19 protein-coding genes, 1 tRNA gene and 1 pseudogene are annotated in these 23,820 nt (G+C 73.0%); 11 read left to right on the top strand and 10 right to left on the bottom strand.

Annotated elements, in window-relative coordinates; genetic code table 11:
- Window positions 1–81 precede the first annotated feature (81 nt).
- Together DTL70_RS11575 and DTL70_RS11570 are read right to left on the bottom strand one after the other, a co-directional pair.
- Window positions 82–732 (bottom strand): DUF4383 domain-containing protein, encoded by a 651-nt coding sequence (locus DTL70_RS11575; protein ID WP_114021950.1) that lies wholly within the window; start codon window positions 730–732, stop codon window positions 82–84.
- A gap of 226 nt (window positions 733–958) precedes the next feature.
- Window positions 959–2,215, bottom strand: a complete 1,257-nt coding sequence (locus DTL70_RS11570) for a coiled-coil domain-containing protein (RefSeq protein ID WP_425470352.1) — start codon at window positions 2,213–2,215, stop codon at window positions 959–961.
- 174 nt (window positions 2,216–2,389) lie between these two features.
- Between DTL70_RS11570 and DTL70_RS11565 the strand changes: the two genes are divergently transcribed.
- From DTL70_RS11565 to DTL70_RS11555, 3 genes are all read left to right on the top strand, one after another.
- Window positions 2,390–2,461 (top strand) — tRNA-Val (locus tag DTL70_RS11565).
- Window positions 2,462–2,673: 212 nt separating this feature from the next.
- Entirely contained in the window at window positions 2,674–3,222 is a 549-nt protein-coding gene (locus DTL70_RS11560; protein ID WP_114021949.1) for a DinB family protein, read from the top strand.
- Between the two features lie 202 nt (window positions 3,223–3,424).
- Entirely contained in the window at window positions 3,425–4,426 is a 1,002-nt protein-coding gene (locus tag DTL70_RS11555) for a chitinase (RefSeq protein WP_245979291.1), read from the top strand.
- A 334-nt stretch (window positions 4,427–4,760) separates the two neighbouring features.
- Here DTL70_RS11555 and DTL70_RS35110 read toward each other — a convergent pair.
- A pseudogene (locus tag DTL70_RS35110) lies at window positions 4,761–5,432 on the bottom strand (DedA family protein); the annotation flags it as partial.
- A gap of 181 nt (window positions 5,433–5,613) precedes the next feature.
- Between DTL70_RS35110 and DTL70_RS34225 the strand changes: the two are divergent.
- Window positions 5,614–6,612 (top strand): superoxide dismutase family protein, encoded by a 999-nt coding sequence (locus DTL70_RS34225; protein WP_245979289.1) that lies wholly within the window; start codon window positions 5,614–5,616, stop codon window positions 6,610–6,612.
- Between the two features lie 125 nt (window positions 6,613–6,737).
- Here the strand turns inward: DTL70_RS34225 and DTL70_RS11540 are convergent, their stop codons facing one another.
- Together DTL70_RS11540 and DTL70_RS11535 are read right to left on the bottom strand one after the other, a co-directional pair.
- Window positions 6,738–8,456, bottom strand: a complete 1,719-nt coding sequence (locus DTL70_RS11540; protein ID WP_114021823.1) for an alkaline phosphatase D family protein — start codon at window positions 8,454–8,456, stop codon at window positions 6,738–6,740.
- Window positions 8,457–8,657: 201 nt separating this feature from the next.
- Window positions 8,658–9,338, bottom strand: coding sequence for an HNH endonuclease family protein (locus tag DTL70_RS11535; RefSeq protein WP_114021822.1), 681 nt, complete (start codon window positions 9,336–9,338; stop codon window positions 8,658–8,660).
- A 597-nt stretch (window positions 9,339–9,935) separates the two neighbouring features.
- Here DTL70_RS11535 and DTL70_RS11530 point away from each other — a divergent pair.
- From DTL70_RS11530 to DTL70_RS11515, 4 genes are all read left to right on the top strand, one after another.
- A complete protein-coding gene (locus tag DTL70_RS11530) occupies window positions 9,936–10,517 on the top strand; it encodes a TMEM165/GDT1 family protein (protein WP_114021821.1) in 582 nt (193 codons plus the stop codon).
- 178 nt (window positions 10,518–10,695) lie between these two features.
- Complete coding sequence (locus DTL70_RS11525) at window positions 10,696–12,696, top strand: MDR family MFS transporter (protein WP_114021820.1); 2,001 nt, start codon at window positions 10,696–10,698, stop codon at window positions 12,694–12,696.
- Window positions 12,697–13,172: 476 nt separating this feature from the next.
- Window positions 13,173–14,135, top strand: a complete 963-nt coding sequence (locus tag DTL70_RS11520; protein ID WP_147266766.1) for a peptidoglycan-binding protein — start codon at window positions 13,173–13,175, stop codon at window positions 14,133–14,135.
- A 190-nt stretch (window positions 14,136–14,325) separates the two neighbouring features.
- Complete coding sequence (locus DTL70_RS11515) at window positions 14,326–14,994, top strand: HAD-IA family hydrolase (protein ID WP_114021818.1); 669 nt, start codon at window positions 14,326–14,328, stop codon at window positions 14,992–14,994.
- A gap of 127 nt (window positions 14,995–15,121) precedes the next feature.
- Here DTL70_RS11515 and DTL70_RS11510 read toward each other — a convergent pair whose 3' ends face one another.
- Window positions 15,122–15,484 carry an antibiotic biosynthesis monooxygenase family protein gene (locus DTL70_RS11510; protein ID WP_114021817.1) on the bottom strand — a complete coding sequence of 121 codons (363 nt, stop codon included), beginning with the start codon at window positions 15,482–15,484 and terminating at the stop codon, window positions 15,122–15,124.
- Window positions 15,485–15,889: 405 nt separating this feature from the next.
- On the opposite strand from DTL70_RS11510, the gene DTL70_RS11505 reads away from it, so the two are divergent.
- On the top strand, window positions 15,890–18,031 hold the full coding sequence (locus tag DTL70_RS11505; RefSeq protein WP_245979286.1) for a bifunctional glycosyltransferase 87/phosphatase PAP2 family protein: 2,142 nt from the start codon (window positions 15,890–15,892) through the stop codon (window positions 18,029–18,031).
- A gap of 153 nt (window positions 18,032–18,184) precedes the next feature.
- On the opposite strand, the gene DTL70_RS11500 is transcribed toward DTL70_RS11505, so the two are convergent.
- Entirely contained in the window at window positions 18,185–18,595 is a 411-nt protein-coding gene (locus tag DTL70_RS11500; RefSeq protein WP_114021815.1) for a DUF2000 family protein, read from the bottom strand.
- Between the two features lie 111 nt (window positions 18,596–18,706).
- Between DTL70_RS11500 and DTL70_RS11495 the strand changes: the two genes are divergently transcribed.
- Entirely contained in the window at window positions 18,707–19,567 is an 861-nt protein-coding gene (locus DTL70_RS11495; protein WP_114021814.1) for an AraC family transcriptional regulator, read from the top strand.
- Between the two features lie 15 nt (window positions 19,568–19,582).
- Here DTL70_RS11495 and DTL70_RS11490 read toward each other — a convergent pair whose 3' ends face one another.
- Complete coding sequence (locus DTL70_RS11490) at window positions 19,583–20,830, bottom strand: cytochrome P450 (protein WP_114021813.1); 1,248 nt, start codon at window positions 20,828–20,830, stop codon at window positions 19,583–19,585.
- A 342-nt stretch (window positions 20,831–21,172) separates the two neighbouring features.
- On the opposite strand from DTL70_RS11490, the gene DTL70_RS11485 reads away from it, so the two are divergent.
- A complete protein-coding gene (locus tag DTL70_RS11485) occupies window positions 21,173–22,342 on the top strand; it encodes a steroid 3-ketoacyl-CoA thiolase (protein WP_114021812.1) in 1,170 nt (389 codons plus the stop codon).
- A 443-nt stretch (window positions 22,343–22,785) separates the two neighbouring features.
- Here the strand turns inward: DTL70_RS11485 and DTL70_RS11480 are convergent, their stop codons facing one another.
- Window positions 22,786–23,433 carry a response regulator transcription factor gene (locus DTL70_RS11480; protein ID WP_114021811.1) on the bottom strand — a complete coding sequence of 216 codons (648 nt, stop codon included), beginning with the start codon at window positions 23,431–23,433 and terminating at the stop codon, window positions 22,786–22,788.
- A partial coding sequence (locus DTL70_RS11475; RefSeq protein ID WP_181860885.1) for a sensor histidine kinase occupies window positions 23,418–23,820 on the bottom strand: 403 nt, incomplete at its 5' end. The genes DTL70_RS11480 and DTL70_RS11475, both read right to left, overlap by 16 nt.

Raw genomic sequence — 23,820 nt, 5'->3', positions numbered from 1 at the left:
GAGACGCGGGGCCGCCGAGGTGCTCCTCTCTGGGCGAGCCGAGGAACTGTCGCGGGGAGGGGAAGGCGGCCCGGAGGCCGGTCACTCGCGCGTGCCGCGACCGAAACCCCGCTCGTCGACCGCCGCCTCCTGCGCGGCGGACGACGCCTTCGCCTCGGCCTCCGCGCCGGGGGCGTGCGGCTCCGCCTCGCCGCCGTACAGCGAGGCCCGGCGCCGCAGCTCCTCACCGCGTGCCCGCGCCCTCACCTGCCGTGCGCGCACGTCCCGGGCGCGGCGGGCGCGTTCGCTCTGCTGCGGATGGCGCTGCTGCCAGTACGGGTTGTCGTGCGGCAGAGCGCTCCCCACGCGCCCGTACATTCCGAAGACGAGCAGCAGCAGCCCGACGACGAAGCTGAACAGCACGTTCTGCAGCTCGAACGCCAGGAGATTGAAACCCGTCTCCAGCAGCGCCAGGTTGACGAAGCCGCTGAGGACGAACAGACCACCGACAACGATGTTGAGGCTGGAGGCGAAGTTGCCGCCGCGCACCGTGCCGGAGAACAGCAGCAGCCCGACGAGGATCGACAGCACGCTGAGCGCGCCGTTCGTGCTGAGCCCGCCGACCTGGGCACCGCCGGTGTCGAAAAAGCCGATGTTGTCGGTGAGGCCGAGGACACCGAACGCGGTCAGCGCCAGCCCCACCAGCCCGGCGCCTGCCCGGTAGATCCGGCTGAGCCTGTGGTGCGCGGGCATGTGCTCGTCGAGGATGCGCCGCCCGAGCGTCGGCCGGGGCGACCGGGCCAGCCGGGTCAGCAGGCTCCGGGGCTGCTGACGGCCGGAGGGGGCGGGAGAAGCGGCCACGGGGGCCTCCTCGAAGCGATCGGAGGCGCTCGGTACTCACCCTCCAGCATCCTCCCGTGGCGACCCGGACTCAACACGGCGCCTGGTGACCGGACGGCTCCGCTCGGCCACCGGCGGATCAGCCGCCCGAGGCCCGCTCGTGGCGGATCCGCTCCACCACCTGCTGGACCGTCTCGCGCACCGCGTCCAGCTCCGTGAGCAGGTGCCAGTAGTCCGGGTGCCGGCCGCTCAACGAGGCGACCGCGCGGTCCACCCGCTCCACCGCGTTGTCCAGCGGCTGCGCGTGCTGCGGATCGGGCGTGCTGCGTCCGGCCATCGCGAGGCGCTGCGCGTCACGGATCGCGAAGCGGGTGCGCTCGACCTCCTCACTGTGGTCGAACGAGACCTCGTTGAGCCGCCGCAGCCGTTCCCCCGCGGCCTTGACCGCCTCGTCGGTGGTGTTCAGCAGCGCCCGCACCGTCGAGAGCAGCGACGTGGCATCGGGCCAGCGCTGCTCGGCCCGCGCGGTGCGGGCCTCGCCCAGCTTCTCGTTCGCCCGCCGCGCCGAGTGCTCGGCCTGCTGCGGCACGTTCTGCAGGTCCTGCCAGCAGGCGACGCTGAAGCGGCGCCGCAGCTCGCTGAGGACCGGCTCCACCTGCCCCGCGCGGGTCTGGAGCGCCTCCGTACGGGTGCGCAGGGACGCCAGCCTCTTGTCGATGTCCGCCGCCTTCTGCGGCAGCCCCTCGGCCTCGGCGCGGACCGCCTCCGCTTCCCGTACGACCCGGTCGGCGCGCTGCAGGGTCTCCTGCACCCCGTGGGTGCCGGCGCCCTCGTTGAGCTTGGTCAGCTCGGGCGAGAGCGCCGCCAGCCGGGCCGCCAGAGCGTCCGCCTTCAGGCCCTGGGCCCGCACCGCGTCCAGCGCGTTGCTCGCGGCCAGCAGCCCCTGGCGGGCCCGCTCCACGGCGGGGGCCAGGCGGGCGAGCTGGTTCTCGGCCCGCGTCAGCAGGGAGCCGAGGCCCTGCGCGAACCGGTCGAGCTCCCCCTTGACCCGCTCCAGCTCCTGCCGCGCCCGGTCCAGCTCGGCGCGGGCCCGGGAGGCCGCGGCGGCGTCGAGATCGTCCCCGTCCAAGTCGTGCGCGTCGACGGTGGTGATGTACGCGTGGCTGACGCTGTCGATGCGCCTGCCGAAGTCGGCGAAGTCCGCCGCGGCCTTGCGTCCCGCGGGGGAGGCGTCGACCGCGGTGATCGTCTCGATGGAGATGCGCAGGTCACGCTGGGCGGTGTCCAGCTCGTAGAATGCGGCGGCCGCGGCGTCCTTCGCCGCCTGCGCTTCGGTCCGCGACTGCTCGGCACGGCCACTGCCCCAGCCCCAGCGACGGGTACCGCCGCCGTTCATCGCCGCCACGCAACCTCTCCCCGTGTGTGCCGCTCACTCATCGACCGATTGTCATTCTCCCACCCGAGGTCAACGAACACACGCGTCGATTCGTTCACGGCCCCGCCCTCCCCGCCCCACCCCGTGTTTGCGCCGCCCACGGCCCGGCAGGGTACGCTGTCGTCCCACCACTCCGGGCGCATAGCTCAGCGGTAGAGCGCCTGCCTTACAAGCAGGATGTCACTGGTTCGATCCCAGTTGTGCCCACCCGGTTCGCAAAGCTTCGACCAGTGCCTTTGAAGGTCCCCGCAGCCCGCTGCGGGGACCTTTTGCCGTGTGCGGCTCCGTACGTGCCTGCCCGGGAGCCGACGAGGGAGCCGCAGGTCGGGCGGCAGCCGGTTCGCGGGGGCCGCTCTTTTGCCCGTCCGTTGTCAGTGGGGCCTGCCAAGCTGGTCGTTCGTGGCCAGGAAGGGCAGATGATGACCGGCACTCCAGCACCCCAGCACCGATCGCCCCGGTGGGATGACGACACCCGTCCCGACCCGCCTGCGGTCGGTGGTGAGCGGGAGACCCTGGGTGCTGTTCTGGACTGGCACCGGGCGACCTTCGAGCTCAAGTGCGCGGGTCTGACTCCGCGGCAGCTGTCCGAGCGGGCGGTTCCGCCGTCGGGGCTGTCCCTGCACGGCATCCTGCGGCACCTGGCCGGAGTCGAGCGCTGGTGGTTCCGTATCCAGTTCGCGGGCGAGGACGTTCCGCTGCTCCACTACTCCGACGCCGAACCCGACCAGGATTTCGACGACCTGGACGGTGACGTCGACGAGGCCTTCGCCGTCTGGCGGGCGGAGTGCGCGCGCTCACGGCAGATCACGGCCGCTGCCGCGTCGTTGGAGGAGACGGGGATCCGCAAGTGGACCGGCGACCCGGTCTCGCTGCGGAGGATCCTGGTGGACATGATCGCTGAGTACGCTCGGCACAACGGTCATGCCGATCTCCTCCGCGAGCGCATCGACGGCTCCGCCGGAATGTGACCCGGTGGTGAGCCTGCGTGGCCGGAGACGGAGCGAGAGGGCGGAAGGGGGCACGGTTCGCCCGGCTGCGGTCATCAGATGGTAGGAACGGTCCCTTGCCGGGTGGGGGAGGTGTGCCTCAGGGACAGGGATGGGCGGTATGACCGTCATCGGATCGTGCCGCCGGAGCGGGCGCCGCCGTCGGGGGCGTGCCGCGCGTGCTGTGGGGGTTCCGTTGCTGGGGCTCGCCGCGCTGGGGATGACGCTGCCCGGCGGTGCCACCGTGCCGGTATCGCGGGCAGGCGCGTCCGGTCCGGAGGTGGTGCCGTACCTCTCGCTGGGCTGGGGCGACCCGCCGGCTCCCGGCCCTTTGCTGCGCTCCACCGGCGTGGACGGTTTCACGTTCGCTTTCGTGCTGAGCGCCTCGGGCTGCACACCGCGTTGGGACGGGGTGCGGCCGCTGACCGGAGGGGCGGACGAGCGCGCCGTGCGGGCCGTGCGCGCGGCGGGTGGCGAGCCGGTCGTGTCGTTCGGCGGCGGTGCGGGTCGCACGCTGGAGCAGGACTGTCCCGACGCCGCCGCGCTCGCCCGGGCGTACCGGGAGGTGATCCGTGCCTTGGGGCTCCGTGCGATCGACGTCGACATCGAGACGCGCGCGTACGCGAGCGCAGCGGCGCGCCGTAAGACCGTCGAGGCGTTGAAGCAGGTCAAGGCCGCCGTGCCGGGGCTTTCGCTGTACGTGACGCTGCCCAGCGCCCGCACAGGACCCGACGCGCGGCTGATCGACGCGGCGGCCCGTGCCGGGCTGGAGCCGGACGCGTGGACGATCATGCCGTTCGCTTTCGGCGAGCCGCCCCGGGACGAGGCCGCCACGCAGCAGGCCCGTCGGGTGGACATGGCCCGTGCCACCGTGAGCGCGACCGAGGGGCTGGTCGCACGGCTGCGGTCGGCGTACGGCTACGCCAGAGCGGACGCCTACGCGCACAGCGGCATCTCGACCATGAACGGGATCACGGGCCATCAGGAGGTCGTCTCGGTGGAGGACTTCCGTACCATCGCCCGGTACGCCCGCCGCCACGGGCTGGCCCGACTCGCCTTCTGGTCCGTCAACCGTGACCGGCCGTGCGGGAAGCTGCCCTATCCGGCCGAGGACCGCTGTTCGGGCGTGCCGCAGCGGCCGTGGGAGTTCACGCGGGCGCTGACGTCACCGGGGCGGCGTTCGTGACGCCCTCGCCGCTCCCCACCGCCTCGCCCGCGGCCACGTCGTACGCCGGCCCCACGTCGTGCGGCATCGCTTCGGATGTCCTCACTTCGTGTGTCGCCACGTCGCCCGTCGCTGCCTCGTTCGCGACGCCGCGAAAGCTCGGCTCGCTGTCCGAAAAGCCCGGCTCCGCGCCGGAGAAGCCCGGCTCCGCGCCGGAGAAGCCCGGCTCCGTGCCGGAGAAGCAGGGCGCGGCGTCGGGGACGCCGACCACGCGCATGGCGGGCAGGAACAGCGGCAGCACGGGGAACGTCGCGGGTCCCGGGAGTGTCGCGCCGGCTGCCGGCAGGGTCTCCTGGCCGGCGGGTTCAGGACCGGCGGCCTGCGCGGCGTCCGGTTCGCGCCGTATCAGGTAGGCGGCGAAGCCTCCGGCGAGGAACAGCGCGAGCACCGAGACGGCGGTGCCGAGCCAACTGGTGCCGAGCCACTGGCCGCCCAGGTAGCCGAGCCCCACGCTGTAGGCGGCCCAGGCCACGCCGGCGAGCGCCGACCACGGCACGAAGTCGCGGGCCCTGCGGTGCGCGGCGCCCGCGGACAGGCTGACGACGGAACGTCCGGCGGGGGCGAAGCGGGCGAGGATGACGAGGGTGCCGCCGCCCCTGGACAGCGCCCGGCCGAGCTGTTCCTGGGCCGAGGCGAGTTTGGGGGAGCGGGCGAGGGCGCGGTCGAAGCGGTCGCCGCCCCGCCAGGCGAGCCGCCAGGCGGCCAGGTCGCCGAGGACGGAGGCGCCTGCCGCGCACAGCACCAGCGAGAGCACTTCCAGCAGGTGGCCGCTCTGGGCGGCGTGCCGTGCTGCGGCGCTGGGCAGGTCGGCGGCGTCGGCCGCCGTGGTGCCGGCGGCTGCCGTGGCCGCGGTGATGACGAGCACGCCGCTGGGCAGGACGGGTACGAAGACGTCGAGCAGCACGGAGACGGCGATGACCGCGTAGATCCATGGGGATCCGGTCACCGACCCCAGGATGTCCGGCACTGTTGTCCCCGTTTCTCCCCTGCCCGGCTGTCGTCGGCTGGCGCGTTACCGCCGTACAGCGTACGCCCGGGTCCCCCGCTCAGGGCCGCTGGGTGGCCGTGGCGACGCTCTCGCACCGTGGCTGGTTACAGATGCACTGAATCAGACCATAGGACAACGTGAATCGGTGGAGGCCAGCACGATGAGGGCACGTATGCGCGCGGCGGGGGTGGGGGGAGTGACGGCCGTCACCATGGTGACGGCGTTGTTCGCGGGGAGCGAGCCGAGTTCGGCGAGCGAGGCACCCGCTGCCGGGGGTCTCCAGGGGCTCAAGGTCCTGCCGCACCTGTGGGAACCGGCGAACCGGGGGCCGGAAAACCGGGTGGATTTTGAGGACCTCGGGGATGTGTGGGATCTCGGTGACAGCGAGGGAACGCGGATTCTGCGGTCGTTCCGGCGGGGCGAGGGGGTCGACCTGCGGGACCTCAGCCTGCGGGTGGGCTCCGGCACGGTGGAGATCGTCAGCAGCGGGGACCGGGGCGAAGACCGCGGGGAGAAGCGCGGTGACGACGGTGGGGACGACGGCGGGGAGGGGGACGGCGGAGAGGGCCGGCTGACCCGGGAGTTGAGGGTGACCGACGGGGAGGGCGCGCACCGTGTCTTCCGGCTGGGCGGCACGGGGGCCGGCGGCGCCGACCTGAGCAACCGGTCGATTCTGGTGCGCTACGACCAGTTCTCCCCGGCCAACGCGTTCGTGCGCCCCGACGCGGTCACCTACGACCGCGCCAAGGTGCCGGCCGGGGCGAGCATCGGGGTCACCCGTACGGTCACCGACGGGGCGACCAGCGTGCAGCTGGAGGTCGGCGGTCTGCCGAGGAACCGCACGTACGGGGCGCATGTGCACACCGAGCCGTGCGGGGCCGAGCCGGACGAGGGGGGCCCGCACTACCAGAACAAGAAGGATCCGGTGCGGCCCTCGACCGACCCGCGCTACGCCAACCCGCGCAACGAGGTGTGGCTGGACTTCACCACGAACGCGAAGGGCGAGGGGAAGGCCGTCTCGCGCCACGACTGGACGTTCCGCAAGGGGGAGGCCAGGTCGGTGGTGCTGCACGAGTCGGGCACGCGCACGGAAGCCGGCCACGCGGGGGAGGCGGGCGCCCGGCTCGCCTGCTTCACGGTGCCTCTGGCCGGGCGCTGACGCGCCGCCTGCGCCCATCCCCCGCGCCGCCTGCGCCCATCCTGCGCCGCCTGAGCCCTTCCCGCGCCGAGCCCCCACGCCCCCGCGTCGAGCCGTCGGCGCGAGTTGTGGGGGACGTCAGCGCCTCAACCGTCGTTCCCGGCGGCCGGTTCGGTCCCGCTGAGCCGGCCGCTGAAGACCCGCTCAAGGCCGGATCGGGGTGTGCCGTCCGGCGCCGAGGTCGCGGCGCTCGCCCGGTCGAGCACGTAGGTGGCTTCCCTGCCGTGCATGGTGAGCGTCATCAGCATGTTGCCGAACCAGGGGCCGCCCGTGCGGCGCCAGCGGAAGGGGAGTTCCTCGACGCGTGCGTGCCGGATCAGCGCCCGTCCGAGTCCGCGGCCGATCCGGCTCCAGCCGAAGCGGAAGCCCGACCGCATGGCGGCGGGGATGCTGTTGTGTATGGGTGAGCAGGTCAGCTGCGTCACGCGCGCGGGCCGGCCGCCCCCCGAGACCTTGAGGTCGTCGAACTGGGGCTGGGCCGCATAGGCGTGGTGCACGTCGCCCGACAGGACGCTGACGGAGGCGGGCGCCTCCTGGTCGGCGGCCACGCGCTGGATGAGCTCCGTCAGCGCCTGGAACGAGCGGGGGAAGGCCGCCCAGTGCTCCAGGTCGGCGCGTTGCCGCAGCTTCTCGCTGAACCCGAGCCAGCGCGCGCCCCGGGCGCCGGAGCACAGCGCGGTGTTCCAGGTCTCCAGGCCGTGCACGGCGGGCGGCAGGAGCCAGGGCAGCGAACTGCCGAGCAGCAGGTGGTCGACGGCTCCGGGGCCGCCGTCCAGCACCTGCTCGTGCAGCCAGTCCATCTCCTCGTCGTCGACCATCCGGCGTTCGGCCTCGGGCAGGACGCGGCCCGCGCGGGTGTCGACCATCAGCAGCCGGATGCGGCCGAAGTCGCGGCGGTAGCTCCAGCGGGCCGCGGCCGGGTCGGCGTCGGCGCGCTCGGCGAACGCGCGCAGCGCCGGCGTGCCGTCCTCCGCGTGCCGTACGGCGGCGAAGACCGGGTTCTCGGCGAGCTCCGCGGGGGAGAGGTTGCCCAGGTGCTGGTAGACCCAGTAGGAGGTCAGCCCGCCCAGGATGCGCTCGCGCCACCAGTCGGTGGCGCGCATCTCGCGCTGCCACGCCTCGCTGGTGTTCCAGTCGTCGATCACGTCGTGATCGTCGAAGATCATGCAGCTGGGAACGGTGGACAGCAGCCAGCGCACCTCGGGGTCCAGCCAGGACTCGTAGTAGAGCTCGGTGTACTCCTCATAGTCGGCCACCTGGTCCCACGGGGGCCTCTCCACGTCGCGCCGTTCGGCGAGCTTGGCGCGGACGCGCTCGGAGGTCTCGTCGGCGTAGACCTGGTCGCCCAGCAGGAGCAGGACGTCGGGCAGGGGGCCGCCCGCGATGGCCTGCTGCGCCAGTGCGTCCAGCGCGTCGGGGCCCACCGGGTCGTGCCGGGAGCCGGCGGGGCGGGCCGCCCAGCGGCAGGAGCCGAACGCTATCCGGAACGGCTCGGTTCCGCTGGGGGAGGCCTCGGGCGGCGGAAGGGTGCGGATGGTGCTGGTCGGGTAGGCGGAGTCGGCCAGTGGCCACACCTGTTCGCCGTCCAGCGTGACGCGGTAGGGCGTCTCGCTGCCAGGCTCCAGGCCGACGACGGTGACCAGCGCGTAGTGGTGCCCGGCGACCCGCCAGGTGCGCGCCGCGCCCCCCGCGGTGGAGCCCTCGCAGTGCACTTCGGCCTCGCAGGGGCCCTCCGTCTCCAGCCAGACCGTGGCGGTGTCCTGATCGACGTAGCGCAGCAGTGGGCCCAGTCGGAGGCCGGTCATGCCCTTCTCCCTTGCGTCCCTCGTGCCCGTCGCGCCTCACGGCACGCCCTTGTGGGCGGTGCCGTACCGCGCGCCGCACCGGCGTCGTCGGACCGGCGGCGCCGTACGGTGCGGGCTTTCGACCCGCACCGTACGGAACGAGGGAGCACTCCGACCAGTTTCCTGGCCGGATCCCGTCCTGCCCGTGAGCGGGCAGGACGGTCAGCAGGTCGCCAGGGCCTTCTTGAGGGCCGCCTTCTCCGGGGCGTCGGCCGTCATGTCGTAGGTGTGCTTGACCCAGACCCACATCCGCGCGTACTCGCAGTGGTAGCCGGAGGAGGGCGGCATCCACTCGGCGGGGTCCTGGTCGCTCTTCTCCTGGTTCACGTTGTCGGTGACGGCGAGGAGCTGGGCGATCTCAAGATTGTTGGCCAGTTCCTGACGCTTGTCCTGGGTCCAGTCGGAGGCCCCGGAGCGCCACGCCTCGGCGAGCGGGACGACGTGGTCGATGTCCAGGTCGGAGGGCTCGGTCCACTTCTCGCCGTCGTACGGGCTGGTCCACGAGCCCTTCGTCGGGTAGCAGTCGTTGCCCGTCTCGACGCCGTCGCCGTCCCGCTTGAGGACGGCTTCCCGGGTGTTGCAGTTGTCACCCTGGTCGATCCAGTGGGGGAATTTCTCGCGCGAGTAGCCGTCCATGGAGCCCTCGTCCGCCTCGGTGAGGTCGCCGAGCATGGTGGTGGCTTCCTCGGCGCTCGGCGGGGTGGGGGGCTCGGCGGAGGCGGGGGAGGCGCCCAGCGTGAGGCCGACCAGCAGGGCGGAGACGAGGGCCGCGAGGGCGGCGAGGAGGGCCGACCAGCGTCGACGCGCGTAGAGGCGGCGGCCTGTGCGGTGTTCGTGCGGCATGCGAACTCCCTGTGTGTGGGGGGAAGTCGAGCGTTGGTGCCGAATCGTGGTGCGGATGGTGTCGGTGGTGCGGTTCACAGCGTGACGGTCGTGTGCACGTCACTTCAAGAGCCTGCCCGGGAAAGCCCTCCCGGCCACACGCGATACACCCACACGACGGACGTGGAGGGGGAGTTGGTCATCCGGTCGGCCCCGAAGGGGGGCTCGTCGGGCCCGGTGGCGCGGCCGGCTCCGACGCGTTTTCTCCGGCCGTCGGTGCGGCCGGGCCCCGGTGGTCTCGGCAACCCCGGCGACCGGGAGCGGGGCGTACGGCGTGGCGTACCCCACCCCGGGAGGCGATCGCGTCGCGGCGGATACCTCACGTACCCTCGTACGCGTCTGAAGGGGAGTAGCTCTTCGCCGGACCGTCGACACACTGGCCCGCCGCGCGGGCCCGGCGCCCGGAGCGGGGTGCCCGCCACTGCGTGGCGGCGCCGCGCCAGCGAGACCTTCGGCCGCAGTGTCCGCGTCCGTGCGCCGTGCACGGGCAGCCAGCGACGCTGCCGTGCCGAAGTGAGCTTGCGCCGGTGCGGCAGCCCGACCCACTTGGGAGTCCCCGTGCTCAGCCTCACCGTCGTCGGCGTCGTCTTCGGCGTCGTCTTCCTCGCCGAGCTGCCCGACAAGACAGCCCTGGCCGGGCTGATGCTCGGTACCCGCTACCGCGCGTCGTACGTCTTCGCGGGGGTCGCCGCCGCGTTCGCGCTCCACGTCGTGCTCGCCGTCGCGGCGGGCAGCGTGCTCACCCTGCTCCCGCACCGGCTCGTGCAGGCCATCGTGGGCGTGCTGTTCCTGATCGGTGCGGCCGTGCTGCTGCTCAAGAAGGACGACGAGGAGGAGGAGCAGGCACGCAAGCCCGCCGACCAGTCCTTCTGGAAGGTCGCGGGCAGCGGCTTCATGCTGATCCTGGTCGCCGAGTTCGGCGACCTGACGCAGATCATGACCGCGAACCTCGCCGCCCGCTACGACGACCCGTTCTCGGTCGGTCTCGGAGCCGTCCTCGCCCTGTGGGCGGTGGCCGCGCTGGGCATCCTCGGCGGCCGCACCCTCATGAAGTACGTGCCGCTGCGGCTGATCACCCGCGTCGCCGCCCTGCTCATGCTGGCCCTGGCGGCCTTCAGCCTGTACGAGGCCATCGCCTGAGCCTCCCGGTCGCCTGACCCCCTCCGGGCTCGGCCGGACCGGTTGGAGCCGGTTGGAGCCGGCCGTCACCCGATGGGGTGATGTCGGCGGGCGGCGCTCCGCGGGGCGCCGCCCGCCGCTCCCCCCCAACGGACGCGGCCGCCGCGCCCCGGAGCGCGCGGCGGGGCACCGTGGACCCATGAGCGGGGAAGAAGCGGCGAGCCCGGCAAGCACCGGCACGCGCGGGGTCCTGTTGCCGATCGGTGCGCTCCTGCTGGGCCTGCTGCTGGCCGCGCTCGACCAGACCATCGTCGCCACCGCGCTGCCCACCATCGTCAGCGACCTGGGCGGCATGGAGCACCTGTCCTGGGTGGTGACCGCCTACCTGCTGGCCGTCACGGCGGTCACCCCGCTGTGGGGCAAGCTCGGCGACCAGTACGGGCGCAAACGGCTCTTCCAGACGGCGATCGTCATCTTCCTGGTGGGCTCGGCGCTGTGCGGCATCGCCCAGAACATGCCGCAGCTCATCGGCTACCGCGCCGTACAGGGCGTCGGCGGCGGCGGGCTGATCACTCTGTCGATGGCGATCGTCGGCGATCTGGTGCCGCCCCGCGAGCGCGGCCGCTACCAGGGCCTGTTCGGAGCCGTGTTCGGGACGACGAGCGTGCTGGGGCCCCTGCTGGGCGGATTCTTCACCGAACACCTCAACTGGCGCTGGGTCTTCTACATCAACCTGCCGATCGGCGTGATCGCGCTCGTGGTGATCGCCCTCGCGCTGCACCTCCCGGTCAGCCGCCACCCGCACACCATCGACTACCTGGGCACGTTCCTCATCGCGGCCGTCGCGACCTGCGTCGTGCTGGTCACCTCGCTGGGCGGCACCTCGTGGCCGTGGAACTCCGCGCAGGTCTACGGCCTGGCCGTGCTGGCCGCCGCCCTGCTGGCCTGCTTCGTCGCCGTCGAGCGGAGGGCGGCCGAGCCCGTGCTGCCGCCGAGCATCTTCGCGGTACGCAACTTCACGCTCTGCGCGGCCATCAGCTTCGTCATCGGCTTCGCGATGTTCGGCTGCATGACCTACCTGCCCACCTTCCTCCAGGTCGTGCACGGCATCACCCCGACCATGTCGGGCGTCCACATGCTGCCGATGGTTTTGGGCGTGCTCGTCTCCTCCACCCTGTCGGGCCAGCTGATCACCCACACGGGGCACTGGAAGGTCTTCCCCGTGCTGGGCACGGCGATCACCACGGTCGGCATGGTGCTGCTGCACCGGATGACGCCCGACAGCTCGCAGTGGGAGATGATCGCCTACTTCGCCGTCTTCGGCCTCGGGCTCGGTCTGGTGCTCCAGGTGCTCGTGCTGGTCGCGCAGAACGCCGTCCGCTACGCCGATCTGGGCGTGGCCACCTCGGGCGTCACCTTCTTCCGCTCGGTCGGCGCCTCCGTCGGCGTGGCCGTCTTCGGCGCGATCTTCGCCTCCCGGCTCGGCGGCAAACTCGCCGACGCGCTGCGCGGCAGCCGCCTCCCCTCGGGCGTGACGCCTCAGAGCCTCAAGCACGACCCGCAGTCCATCGGACGGCTCCCTCCCCAGGCCCGGCGCGGGGTGCTGGACGCCTACTCCTCCTCCATCACGGACGTCTTCCTCTACGCCTCACCGCTCGCCGCCCTCGCCTTCCTGCTGACGTGGCTGCTGCGCGAGCAGAAGCTCCGCCGCAGCGTCCAGGTGCCGGACGAGAGCGAGACGCTGGGCCCCTGCCCCGTCGAGCGCAGTTCCGCCGACGAGGTCACCCGCGCACTGTCCCGGCTGTGCAGCATCGAGGGGCGCCGGGACCTGTACGTACGCATCGCCGCGACCGCCGGGATCGAGCTGGCGCCAGCCGCCACGTGGATGCTGCTGCGCGTCCACCACGACGGGCCCGTCGAGCCCGCGCTGCTGGAGGACGCCGGGGTCGTGCCGCGCCGGGTGGTCGTGGACGGCTCCAGGGAGCTGGAGGAGCGCGGTCTGGCGACCAGGGCGGGCCTGGAGCTGGTGGCCACCCCGCGCGGCGAGCAGGCCGCGCGGGAGCTCACGGACGCCCGCCAGCAGCTCCTCTCCGACCTGCTGGGCGACTGGTGGACCCCGGACCGCCCCTCGGACCTGTCCGAACTGGTGCGGCAACTGAACGCCGAGACGGGCCGCTCGGAGCCGCCCCGGGCGGCCTAGCGGTACGGCACGAGCGTGACGGCGTGACGCGCGAACAGCGCCACGAGCGGCACGGCGTCACGCGCGAACAGCGTGACGGGCGACACGGCGATACGAGCCACACAGGCCGGCCGGGGTCCGTCCGGGTGCGACGTCCCTCTCTGCCCCTTTCTGTGCGCGTCTATGAACGTATCGACTTTTCACGGGTGCTTGACCCTGACCGACCCGGACCGCGTAGGGTCCACCACTGGACAGTTGCAGGCGATTCGGGCACGGCAGCTGCCGTGATCCGGACAGTACGGCCCTCGCGGGGGGCGCGGCCGTACCAGGGGAGGGGATCGGGATGAGGGGGGGACGAACGCTGCCCCGAGTGCGGAGGGAGCGCGCTGTCCTGCGCGCACGGGCAGAGACCCGGCGCGCGGGAGGGCGAACCCGAAGAGCGTGCGGAGGGACGGCCGGAGCGCCAGCCGGCGGACCCTCTGCACATACGTCCTTACGTGCGGCTGCACGAGGCGGGATCGGCCGGGACGGCAGGGGCATCCGAAGAGTCGGGGCAGACGCCCGAGGGCCCCGCGCCCGGCTCCCCCGAGGAAGAGCCGCCCCGGGTGACCAGGCCGGGAGCGGGCGAGGAAGCCCCCGCGCCGCTGCCCGACCTGACGCCCTTCGCGGCGCGGGGCACCGAGGAGACGGCCGAACTGCCCGCCGCCACCGACAGTGGGCGGCGGAACGGCCGCAAGCGAACCGGTGGACTGCCGGTGCCGTGGGGCAGGGCGGGGCGCGGGGTCACGGGGTCCGCCGCCCCCACCGCCGGGCGCCAGGCGGCCGGCAGCGAGCGCCGCAGGCCCAGCACGGCGGTCTTCGCCGGCGTCGGTGTGGCGGCCGTGCTGGGGGCGGGCCTGCTGACCACCCAGATCCTCACCGACGACGGCCGCGGCGCGGACGACGGCCGCGCGATGCGCCCCCTCCCGACCGACGCCCCCACCCACGCGCTGCCGACCGCCTCGCCCTCGACGTCGCAGGCTCCGAGCCTGAGTGAGCGGCCGCGTCCGGCGCCGTCCCGTACGGGCACACCGGGCACGCCCCGCGCCGACCGTGACGGCGACGAGCACGCCACGCGGCCCTCCGCCTCTCCTTCCCGTGAGGGAGGGGGGAAGGAGAGGCGTCAGGGCGGGTCAGCGGAGGGAGAGCACCGGGGCGGCCGTGCGCACCAGGTGCGGCCGGACGCGTCGTTCGGCGAGACGCTGCGCCCCGGCGACTCGGGGTCCGAGGTCGCCGAGTTGCAGCGGCGGCTGAAGCAGGCCGGGTACTACGACAGGGGCGCGGAGGAGGACGGCGTCTACTCCTCCGGCGTGCAGGAGGGCGTCTTCCGCTACCAGGCGCACTACCGCCTCTGGGACGACCCGCCCGGCGACTACGGCCCCGCCACCCGTCGCCACCTGGAGTCCCGTACGTCGGGGTGAGCGGGCTGGCGGGGCGCGGCGCTCAGTTTGTATGATGGAGGAACAAATGGTCCCGCCCGTGCCCCTCGCATCTGGAAGGGGCGTCCCTGACCGGCGGGCGGGCCATCTGTCCTCGTTCGCCGACCCGGCCGTACGCGCCGGACGGCTCCGCTGAGCCGTCCGCGACCGCTCGCGCCCCAGGGAGCTCCGCATGACGACCCCCTCCATCACCGTTCGCGGGCTGCTGCTCGACATGGACGGCACGCTCGTCAACTCCGACGCCGTGGTCGCACGGATCTGGCGGGGGTGGGCCACCGAGAAAGGCCTCGACCCCGATGAGGTCCTGCGCGTCGCACACGGCCGCCAAGGCCACCTGACGATGGCCACCGTGCTCCCGGACAGGCCCATGGAGGTCAACTACGCGGAGAACCGCGCCCTCCTCGCCAAGGAGACCGCCGACACCGACGGCATCGTGCCCGTGCCCGGCGCCCCGGCCTTCCTCGCGGCGCTCCGGGACCTCCCGCACGCGCTCGTCACCTCCGCGTCCCCTGGTCTCGCGACGGCCCGCATGGCGGCCGCCGGACTGCGGATGCCCCAGCTGCGCGTCACCTCCGAGGACGTCGGCGCCAGCAAGCCGGACCCGGAAGGCTTCCTCAAGGGCGCGGCCGAGCTGGGCTTCCCCGCGAGCGAGTGCGCCGTCTTCGAGGACTCGGCCGCCGGCATCGCCGCCGGTCTGGCCGCCGGCATGCCGGTCATCGGCGTCGGCCCCCGCGCCCCCGAGCACCGGCCCACCCTCCACGTGCCGGACCTGGAACACCTCCGCCTCGAACCGCTCGCCGACGGCCGCATCCGCCTCACCGCCACCGCGGCCGCCGCCTGATCCGGCGGACGCTCACCGGCCCGTCCGCCGGGCGCCCCTGAGATCGCCTGTCGGATGCCTCGTGTGACCGTCTCCGCCGGACGCCCCTCTCACCGCCCAGCCGGCCCGGGGTGCGCCCCGGGCCGGCTCACTTCTTCGGCGGGGCCTGCTGCACGACCTCGAACGACCAGGTCTCCGAACCGGTCGCGGCGGGCTTCGGGCGCTCCGCGCTCCCGGCGCCGCTGCCGCTGTCGCCGGTCTCGCTGTCGTCGCCCTTCGCGCGCTGGTGCGCTTCCTTCATGGGGCCGTTCATCCACGCCTGGAACGCCTCCTCGTCCCGCCAGCGGGTGTAGACGAGGTAGCGGTCCGAACCCTCCAGCGGGCGCAGCAGTTCGAACCACTCGAAGCCGTCGGCGCTCTCCACGAGCCCCTTGCGGGCGGCGAAGCGCTGCTCCAGCACCTCCCGCTGCTCAGCCGGCACGGTCAGCGCGTTGATCTTGACGATGCTCATGTCCCCATCCTGCCTCACCCGCCGCAGGCGTCGGCGGCCCGGCACCCGCGCCCCGGCCGCTGCCGCTCCGCGCCCCGGCCGCTGCCTTTCCGGGCGCGGAAAGGCTTGTCCCGTTCTGGTCAACCGACCGGGCGCGGCTGTCAGGTAGCGAGTAGGTTTCTCGCGTCTGACGTGAGGAGGTCGCGGGCGCACACTCGTGCGATGCGGCCCGGAACACAGTGGTACAGCGCGGGGGGCCGGCGGTGAGCTGACCGGCGGACAGGACGGAGACGGCGGGGCGTGGCGGCGGAATCGGTGGCGGAGGGGCCCAAGAGCCCCGACCGCGGCGGGAAGTGGTCCGGGGGCGGGAACGGCCCAGGACAGGGTGCCACGCGGCCGTGGAGCCGCGCGGGATTCCGTCCGGGCGTGCTCCTGGCGGGCCTGTGGGTCCTCACGCTCGGCCTGGCGGTGCGGCAGGCCACCGCCGTGCTGCGGCTCCCGCAGGAGGAACGGCTGGTCGACCTGTTCGCCTGGCTCGGCGACAACGGCGTCCTGCGCCTGCACGATTCGCTCTACGACGGTGACCAGCCCTTCACCGGTACGCCGTTCGCCGGGCTGGTACTCAAACCGCTCACCCGCGCCGCCGAGCAGACACTCGGCGTCGCCTGGACGTTCGGCACGATGCTGCTGGTCGCCGCCGTGGGCGTCCTGGCGGCCAGGGCGCTGCCGGGGCCCGTCCCGCGGCGTGCCGCGCTGTGCGCCGTACCGGCCGCGCTGAGCCTGCTGGCGCTCTCCATACCCGTACGCAACACCTTCCACCTGGGCCAGACCAGCGTGCTGCCCGTGCTGTTGGTGCTGGCCGGCTGGCTGCTGGGCGGCGCGCGAGGGGAGCCGGAAGCGTCCCACGGGGCGGGCGAGGCATCCGGCGCGCGGCCCGCCGCGCTGTCGGGCACGGGCCGTGCCCTCCTGGGCGCGCGGACGGGGGGCGCCCTGATCGGTGTGGCGTGCGCATTGCAGCCGGCCACCGTGCTGTTCCTGCCGCTGCTGTGGTTCACCGGCCGCCGTCAGGCGGCGGTCACCGGCACGGGCACCTTCCTGCTGTGCACGCTCGCCACCTGGGTCGTGATGCCCGGCGACTCCATGGCGTACTGGATCCACCACGTCGCGGGCGCGGGGCTGGGCGGGCCCGCCGACGCGAGCGCCAACCAGTCGCTGCACGGCGCCCTGTTGCGCGCGGGACTGCACGGGCCTGCCGAGATCGTGCTGTTCGCCCTGGCGGCGGCCGCGGTGGGCTGGCTGGCGCTGCGCCGCGCGGTCCGCTACGCGCGGGACGGGCAGCCGCTGCTGGCCGCGGCGATCGTCGGCAGCGCCGCCGTGGTGGCCTCCCCGGTCGCCTGGCAGCACCAGCAGCTGTGGGTGCTGCTGGCCGTGGTCGGCCGGGTGGGCCGACGCACAGGGGACCGGCTGGTGTGGCCGGTTTTCGTCGCCATGGTGATGACGTTGGACGGCAGCGCGCTGGTCCCGAAGGTCGCCGTCTTCGGGGCGTTCGGCGAGAACGCGGTGCTGCTCGCGGCGCTGCTCGCCTCCTGTGTCGTCCCCTTCATGCGCCGCGACGCGGCCGTGTGGGACGCGCCCGAACCCATGGGCGCTCTCAGCCGGCCCAACCTGATGCTGGAACTGCTGCTGATCCGCGTCTGGTACTGGGCCTACTCCTGGGTGCGCGGGCACGCACCCGACTCCCGCTCCCTCGCGGAGGGCCACGGACACCAGATCCTCGACGCGGAGTCCTTCCTGCACCTGGACGTCGAACACGGCCTCAACAGGCTGGCCGTGCGCACCCAGTGGCTGCGCGACGCCTGCGACTTCTACTACTCGACGTTCCACTTCCTGGTGCCGATCGCCTTGCTGGCCTGGCTGTACGCCCGCCGGGTGCCCCGCTACCGCGGCGCGCGCACGGCGCTGGGCTGCGCCACCCTGCTGGGGCTGGTCGGCTTCTGGCTCTACCCGCTCGCACCGCCGCGCCTGATGCCGGGCCTCGGCTACGTCGATACGGCGCACGGGCCGCAGGACCTGGCCGACCCCGACTTCGGCGCGCTCACCTCGCTGTCCAACCAGTACGCCGCGATGCCCTCGCTGCACGTGGGCTGGTCGCTGTGGTGCGCCGTGGTCGTCTTCATGATGACGCGGAACGTCTGGCTGCGGGCGCTGGGCGTCCTCTACCCGCTGATGACCGCATTCGTGGTGATGGCCACCGCCAACCACTACCTGCTGGACGCGGTGGGCGGCGTCCTGGCCGTGGTGGCGGGCTTCGCCGGTGCGAGGTGGCTGGCCCGGCTGCGGGAACGCAGGGCGCCCACCGCGGGACCGCCACCGGGCGGAACGGACGGACGGCCGCGTCCGTGGCCACCGGGCAGCGATTCCGTTGCGGGTCCTTCGAACGAAAGTGCCGCTGCTGGTCCGTCGGCTGGGAGCGACGACGGTGTTCCGTCGGGCGGAAGAGTCGCTGCTGGTCCTTCGGCCGAGAACGCCCCTTCCGGTTCGCCGCCCGGCGGGACAGCCGTCGGCTGACCGCCGGCGGGCGGGGGTGCCGTCGGGATCTCGCGGGTGGGCGGTGCGGCCGCCATCGAGGGCTCACCGGCCGACGGGACTGCCGCCGGCGGGCGGGGGCGGCGACCGCCGCCCCACCGCGCGGCGCGTGACGCGGCGGCCGGGCCCGCCGCGTCACCCGTGCAGCTTCAGGCCCTTGACCGTACGGTCCACCGCGTTGCGCGGGCCGTAGAGCCCCAGCCCCGCGAGGGTGAGCTTGTCGGCCTCGACCGCCCGGACGGCGGCGCGGTTGTCCGCGTCGTTGCCCGTGGCGAACATCTCGTCCGTGTAGACGGCCGTGGCCAGGCCGCGGGACAGCGCACGCCGGTGCGTCGTCGCGAGCCCGTCCGCGTCCGCCGCGAAACAGAGCACCGGCTCGCGGGCCAGTGCCAGGTAGAGGTTGCCTGAGCCGTCCTCGTAGGGCTCGCCCATCACCTCGTCGGAGGCGTGCGCGATCCCGCTGGCCAAGAACGCGGTCACGTTGAGCTTCTGCCAGTCCGCGAGGTCGGCGCGGACGACGACGGCGATCTTCGTATCGAAACGCATGAGCCCAGGTTGCGGGCGTTGCGGGCGGCCGTATTGAACGCTCGTGCGCGAGCTGCGCCCACCTCGTGGACGGCTCCGCAGCACGGCGGGTGGCCCTGGCAGACTGACGCCATGGGTGAGTGCGCGCGCCGGGAGGCCGGGGACGGCACCGCGGCGGGCGACTGGGTCCGCTACTGGCGGGCGCCCGACCAGCCGGTGGAGGCCATGCGCGCGCACTTCACCGGGCACGTCTTCCACCGGCACAGCCACGACGCCTACTCCTTCGCCGTGACCGAGACGGGTGCGCAGCGCTTCCACTGCCGTGGCGGGCGGCACACCAGCGGCGCCGGCATGGTGATGGCCTTCAACCCGGACGATCCGCACGACGGTGAATCGGCCGTCGAACAGGGCTTCACCTACCGCATCGTTCACCTGGGTCCCGACCTCGTCCGCTGCGTCCTCACCGACGCGGCGGGCCGCGACGCCCCCATGCCGCTGTTTCCGCAGCCGGTGCGCGAGGACCCGGTGCTGCGGCGCGCGCTGCTGCGGCTGAACGCCGCCGTCTCGGCCGGCGCCGCAGCCGGTGCGCTGGCGCGGGACGAGCGGCTGACGGACGCCGTTCTCGCCATGGTGCGCCGGGGCGCGCACAGCCCCGCGCGCGTCGCCGATGCGCGCGCCGGAACCGCTGCCGTACGCCGCGCCCGCCGGCTGCTGGAGGACGACTGGGCGGGGGAGGTTCCGGCCGAGCGTCTGGCGCGGACGGCCGGGTGCAGCCGCTTCGCTCTCTACCGGGCGTTCCGCGCCGAGATGGGCATGCCGCCCAGCGACTACCAGCGGCAGCTGCGGCTGCGTGCCGCCCGGCGGATGCTGGCGGGCGGTGCCACGGCGGCCGAGGCGGCGGCGGACTGCGGCTTCGCCGACCAGGCCCATCTGCACCGCTGGTTCGTCCGCTGTTACGGCGTCACGCCGGGCGCGTACACGCGCGCCGCGTGAGGCTGCGCGGGGCCGTCATCCGTAGTGGACCCGCAGCTCCTTGATGCCGTTGATCCAGGCCGAGCGGAGCCTGCGGGGTTCCGGTCCCGCCAGGGAGATGCCGGGGACGAGGTCGGCTATGGCGTGGAAGATCAGATTGATCTCCAGCACGGCGAGGCTCTTGCCCAGGCAGAAGTGGGGCCCTCCGCCGCCGAACCCGAGGTGCGGGTTGGGGTCGCGGGTGATGTCGAAGACGTGCGGATCGGCGAAGACCTCCGGGTCGTTGTTGGCCGACGAGTAGAAGAGGCCGACGCGCTGCCCGGCGGAGATCTTCCGTCCGCCCAGTTCGGTGTCCTGGGTGGCGGTGCGCTGGAAGGAGACCACGGGCGTGGCCCAGCGCACGATCTCCTCGGCCGCGGTGGCGGGCCGCTCGCGGGTGAACAGCTCCCACTGCTCGGGGTGGGAGAGGAAGGCGTGCATACCGTGGCTGATGGCGTTGCGCGTGGTCTCGTTCCCCGCCACCGCCAGCAGGATCACGAAGAAGCCGAACTCGTCCGCGTTCAGATTGCCCTCGCCCTCGGCGGCCACGAGTTTGCTGACGATGTCGTTCGCGTAGTGCGCGGGGCACTCCTTGCGTGACTGCGCCATCGTCATCGCGTACGAGACGAGTTCGGCCGCCGACTGGGTGCCCACCTCCTGCGTGATGGCGTACTCGGGGTCGTCGTAGGCGACCATCTTGTTGGACCACTCGAAGATGCGGGAGCGGTCCTCCTGCGGGACGCCGATCAGTTCGGCGATGGCCTGGAGGGGCAGTTCGACGGCGATGTCGGTGACGAAGTCGCCGCTTCCCGCGTCCCTCGCGCCGCTCACGATGCGCCTCGCACGCTCGCGCAGTGCGTCCTCCAGCGCGCGGATGGCCCGAGGGGTGAAGCCCCGCTGCACGATCTGGCGCACCCGGGTGTGCTCGGGCGGGTCCATGTTCAGCATGATGAGCTTCTGGATGTCGATCTGGTCGCGCGTCATGTGGTCGGCGAAGCGGATGACGGCGGTGTTCAGGTTCGAGGAGAACAGCTCCGGGTGGGTGGAGACCTCCTTGACGTCGGCGTGCCGCGTCACCACCCAGTAGCCGTCGTCCGCGAATCCGGCCACGTTGTGCGGCTGCGGGTTCCACCACACCGGGGCCGTCTCGCGCAGCAGGGTGAACTCGGGCAGGGGCACGCGCTCTTGGTAGACGTCCGGATCGGTGAAGTCGAACCCGTCGGGCAGTGCGGGGCAGGAGGACATCGGCGGCTCCACTCCCTCTTCGAGGTCTTGGGCCCTCACGGCACAGGCGGCACCCGGAGCAGCCCCGGCACCACGGGCACCGGGGGAGCCGTCGAGGCGGGAGGCGCGGGGGCGCCACCGCGTGGTGCTGACGGGCCATCAGAATCGCCCCGAAGGTAGTAACGGGTTCTACAAGTGGCAAGGGCCACGGCGGCGGAACTTGCGCACGGGGCGCACGCCGGACTCGTGCACGCCCCTTGCGCGGCGGGGAGCCGCCTCCTCACACTGTCCGAAGAACTAGAACGCGTACTAGTTGTGTTCGTCGCGCTGGTGGGGAGCCAGCCGGGCTGGAGAGGACGACTCATGGCCGCCGAACCCGTCATCGTCGAAGCAGTACGCACCCCCATCGGCAAGCGCTCCGGCGCCCTCGCCACCCTGCACCCCGCCTACCTGCTGGGTGAGACCTACCGCGAACTCCTCGGCCGCACGGGCATCCACGCCGACTGCGTCGAACAGGTCGTCGGCGGCACCGTCACGCACGCGGGCGAGCAGTCCATGAACCCGGCGCGCAACGCCTGGCTCGCCGCCGGGCTGCCCTACGAGACCGCCGCCACCACCGTCGACTGCCAGTGCGGCTCCTCCCAGCAGGCCAACCACATGGTCGCCAACATGGTGGCCGCCGGCGTCATCGACATCGGCATCGGCTGCGGCGTCGAGGCCATGACCCGCGTGCCCCTGGGCAGCGGCTCCAAGCACGGCCCCGGCAAACCCTGGCCCGAGGAATGGCACGTCGACCTGCCCAACCAGTTCGAGGCCGCCGAGCGCATCGCCCGCCACCGCGGACTGACCCGCGCACGCGTCGACGCCCTCGGCCTCCTCTCCCAGCAACGCGCCGCCGCCGCCTGGGCGGAGGAGCGCTACAAGCGCGAGACGTTCGCCGTCCAGGTGCCCACCACCGAGGAGGAACAGGCGGCGGGTGAGGGCATGTGGCGCTCCGTCGAGCGGGACGAAGGGCTGCGCGACACCTCCCTGGAGGCGCTCGCCCGGCTCAAGCCCGTCCTGCCCACCGCCGTGCACACCGCCGGCACCTCCTCGCAGATATCCGACGGCGCCGCCGCCGTGATGTGGGCCTCCAAACGCATGGCGAGGGCGCTGAAACTCCGGCCGCGGGCACGGATCGTCGCCCAGACACTGGTCGGTGCCGACCCGCACTTCCACCTCGACGGGCCCGTCGACGCCACCCGCGCCGTCCTGGGCAAGGCGGGCATGTCCCTCAAGGACATCGACCTGGTCGAGATCAACGAGGCCTTCGCCTCCGTCGTCCTGTCCTGGGCCCAGGTCTTCGACCAGGACCTGGCCAAGGTCAACGTCAACGGCGGAGCCATCGCACTCGGACACCCCGTCGGCGCCACGGGAGCCCGGCTGCTCACCACCGCCCTGCACGAACTGGAACGGAGCGACAAGGAGTTCGCCCTCATCACCATGTGCGCGGGCGGCGCGCTGTCCACGGCGACGATCCTGCAGCGGTTGTGAGGAGGCGCGGGGGCGCACGGCCGTGTGGGCCCGCGGGCTCCTGGGCACGTCCTTCGCCCGCCCGGACCCGGCCGGACCCGGCCGGAAAGCTTTGCTCCCCCGAGGGGTTGCGGGCGGGCGGCCGACCGCGACCGCTCCCTCACCGGCATCTCGCTGTAGTGGCTGACCGCCACCGCGGGCTCGGCCGCCCAGGTCTACTACGAGACGCTCTCCGCCAACGACTGGTCCGGCTCGAGAACACCTCCGAGGACGAAGCGGACCACCGTGCACGCCGACAGCCGACAGCCGACAGCCGACAGCCGACAGCCGACAGCCGACACGCAGGGCCAGTCCCAGCCGGTGTCCGCGCTCGTGACGGTACGCGGACGGCGCGTACGAGTGGGTGCGGTGAACGTGCCCGTGGCGGGATCTGGCCGAGGCTTGTTCCCGGCGGCGGGATCGCGCTAAGGCTTGTTCAGGTAGGTGAGGATGGCGCGGACACGGCGGTTGGTGTCGTCGTCGTCGGAGATGCCGAGCTTGCCGAACATGGAGGTGGTGTACTTGCTGATGGCGCTCTCGCTGAGGAAGAGGCGGCGGCCGATGGCCTGGTTGGACAGTCCCTGCGCCATGAGGGCCAGCACGGAGTACTCGCGTTCGGTGAGCCGTTCGAGTCCCCGGTGCGGGGAACTGCCGGACAGCAGTTCCGCGATGACGGCCGGGTCCATGGCCGTCCCGCCGCCCGCGACGCGTTCGAGGGCGCCGATGAACTGGTCGGCGTCGAACACGCTCTCCTTGAGGAGATAGCCCACGCCGCCGGAGCCGTCGACCAGGAGCTCGCGGGCGTACAGCTGCTCGACGTGCTGGGAGAGAATGAGGATCGGCAGGCCGGGCGTCTCGCCGCGGGCGGCGAGGGCCGCCCGCAGGCCCTCGTCCGACTGGTCCGGTGGCATGCGGACGTCGATGACGGACACATCCGGGCGCCACGTCCGCAGCGCGTCGAGCGTTTCAGGCCCGGTGGTCGCGGTCGCCACCACCTGGTGCCCGTACGCCTCGATCAGGCGGACCATCCCGTCGCGCAGGAGGTAGAGGTCTTCGGCTACAAGGATTCGCATGGCAGCGCCATCCTGACACGGGTCGGACCGCCCGGTGGGCTGGTGATCTCCAGGGTGCCGTCGAAGACCGCGAGGCGGCGTCGCATGCCTGCGAGCCCGCCGTCGGCTCGCTCGTCGGCCCCGCCCCGGCCGTCGTCCTCGACCTCGACAACGAGGCCGGCCTCGTCCCTGGCGAGGCTGACGCGCGCCCGTGAGGCGTGGGCGTGCCGGACCGCGTTGGTCAGCAATTCGGCGACGCCGAAGTAGACGGCCGACTCGATCGGCGGGATGGCGTCCCGCTGTGTGGTGTAGGGGATCTTCGCGGTTGAGTGCGCGGGTTCTGCTCCCTGGGGTGCACCGTCTGCCGGTGTCTGCTCCCTGCTCAACTGGCAGGCCACCGTGCAACTG

The sequence above is a fragment of the Streptomyces diacarni genome (genome assembly GCF_003323715.1).
Classification (GTDB): Bacteria; Actinomycetota; Actinomycetes; order Streptomycetales; family Streptomycetaceae; genus Streptomyces; species Streptomyces diacarni.
Note: the sequence above shows the minus strand (reverse complement) of the source record. Positions and strands in the feature narration are given on the sequence as shown.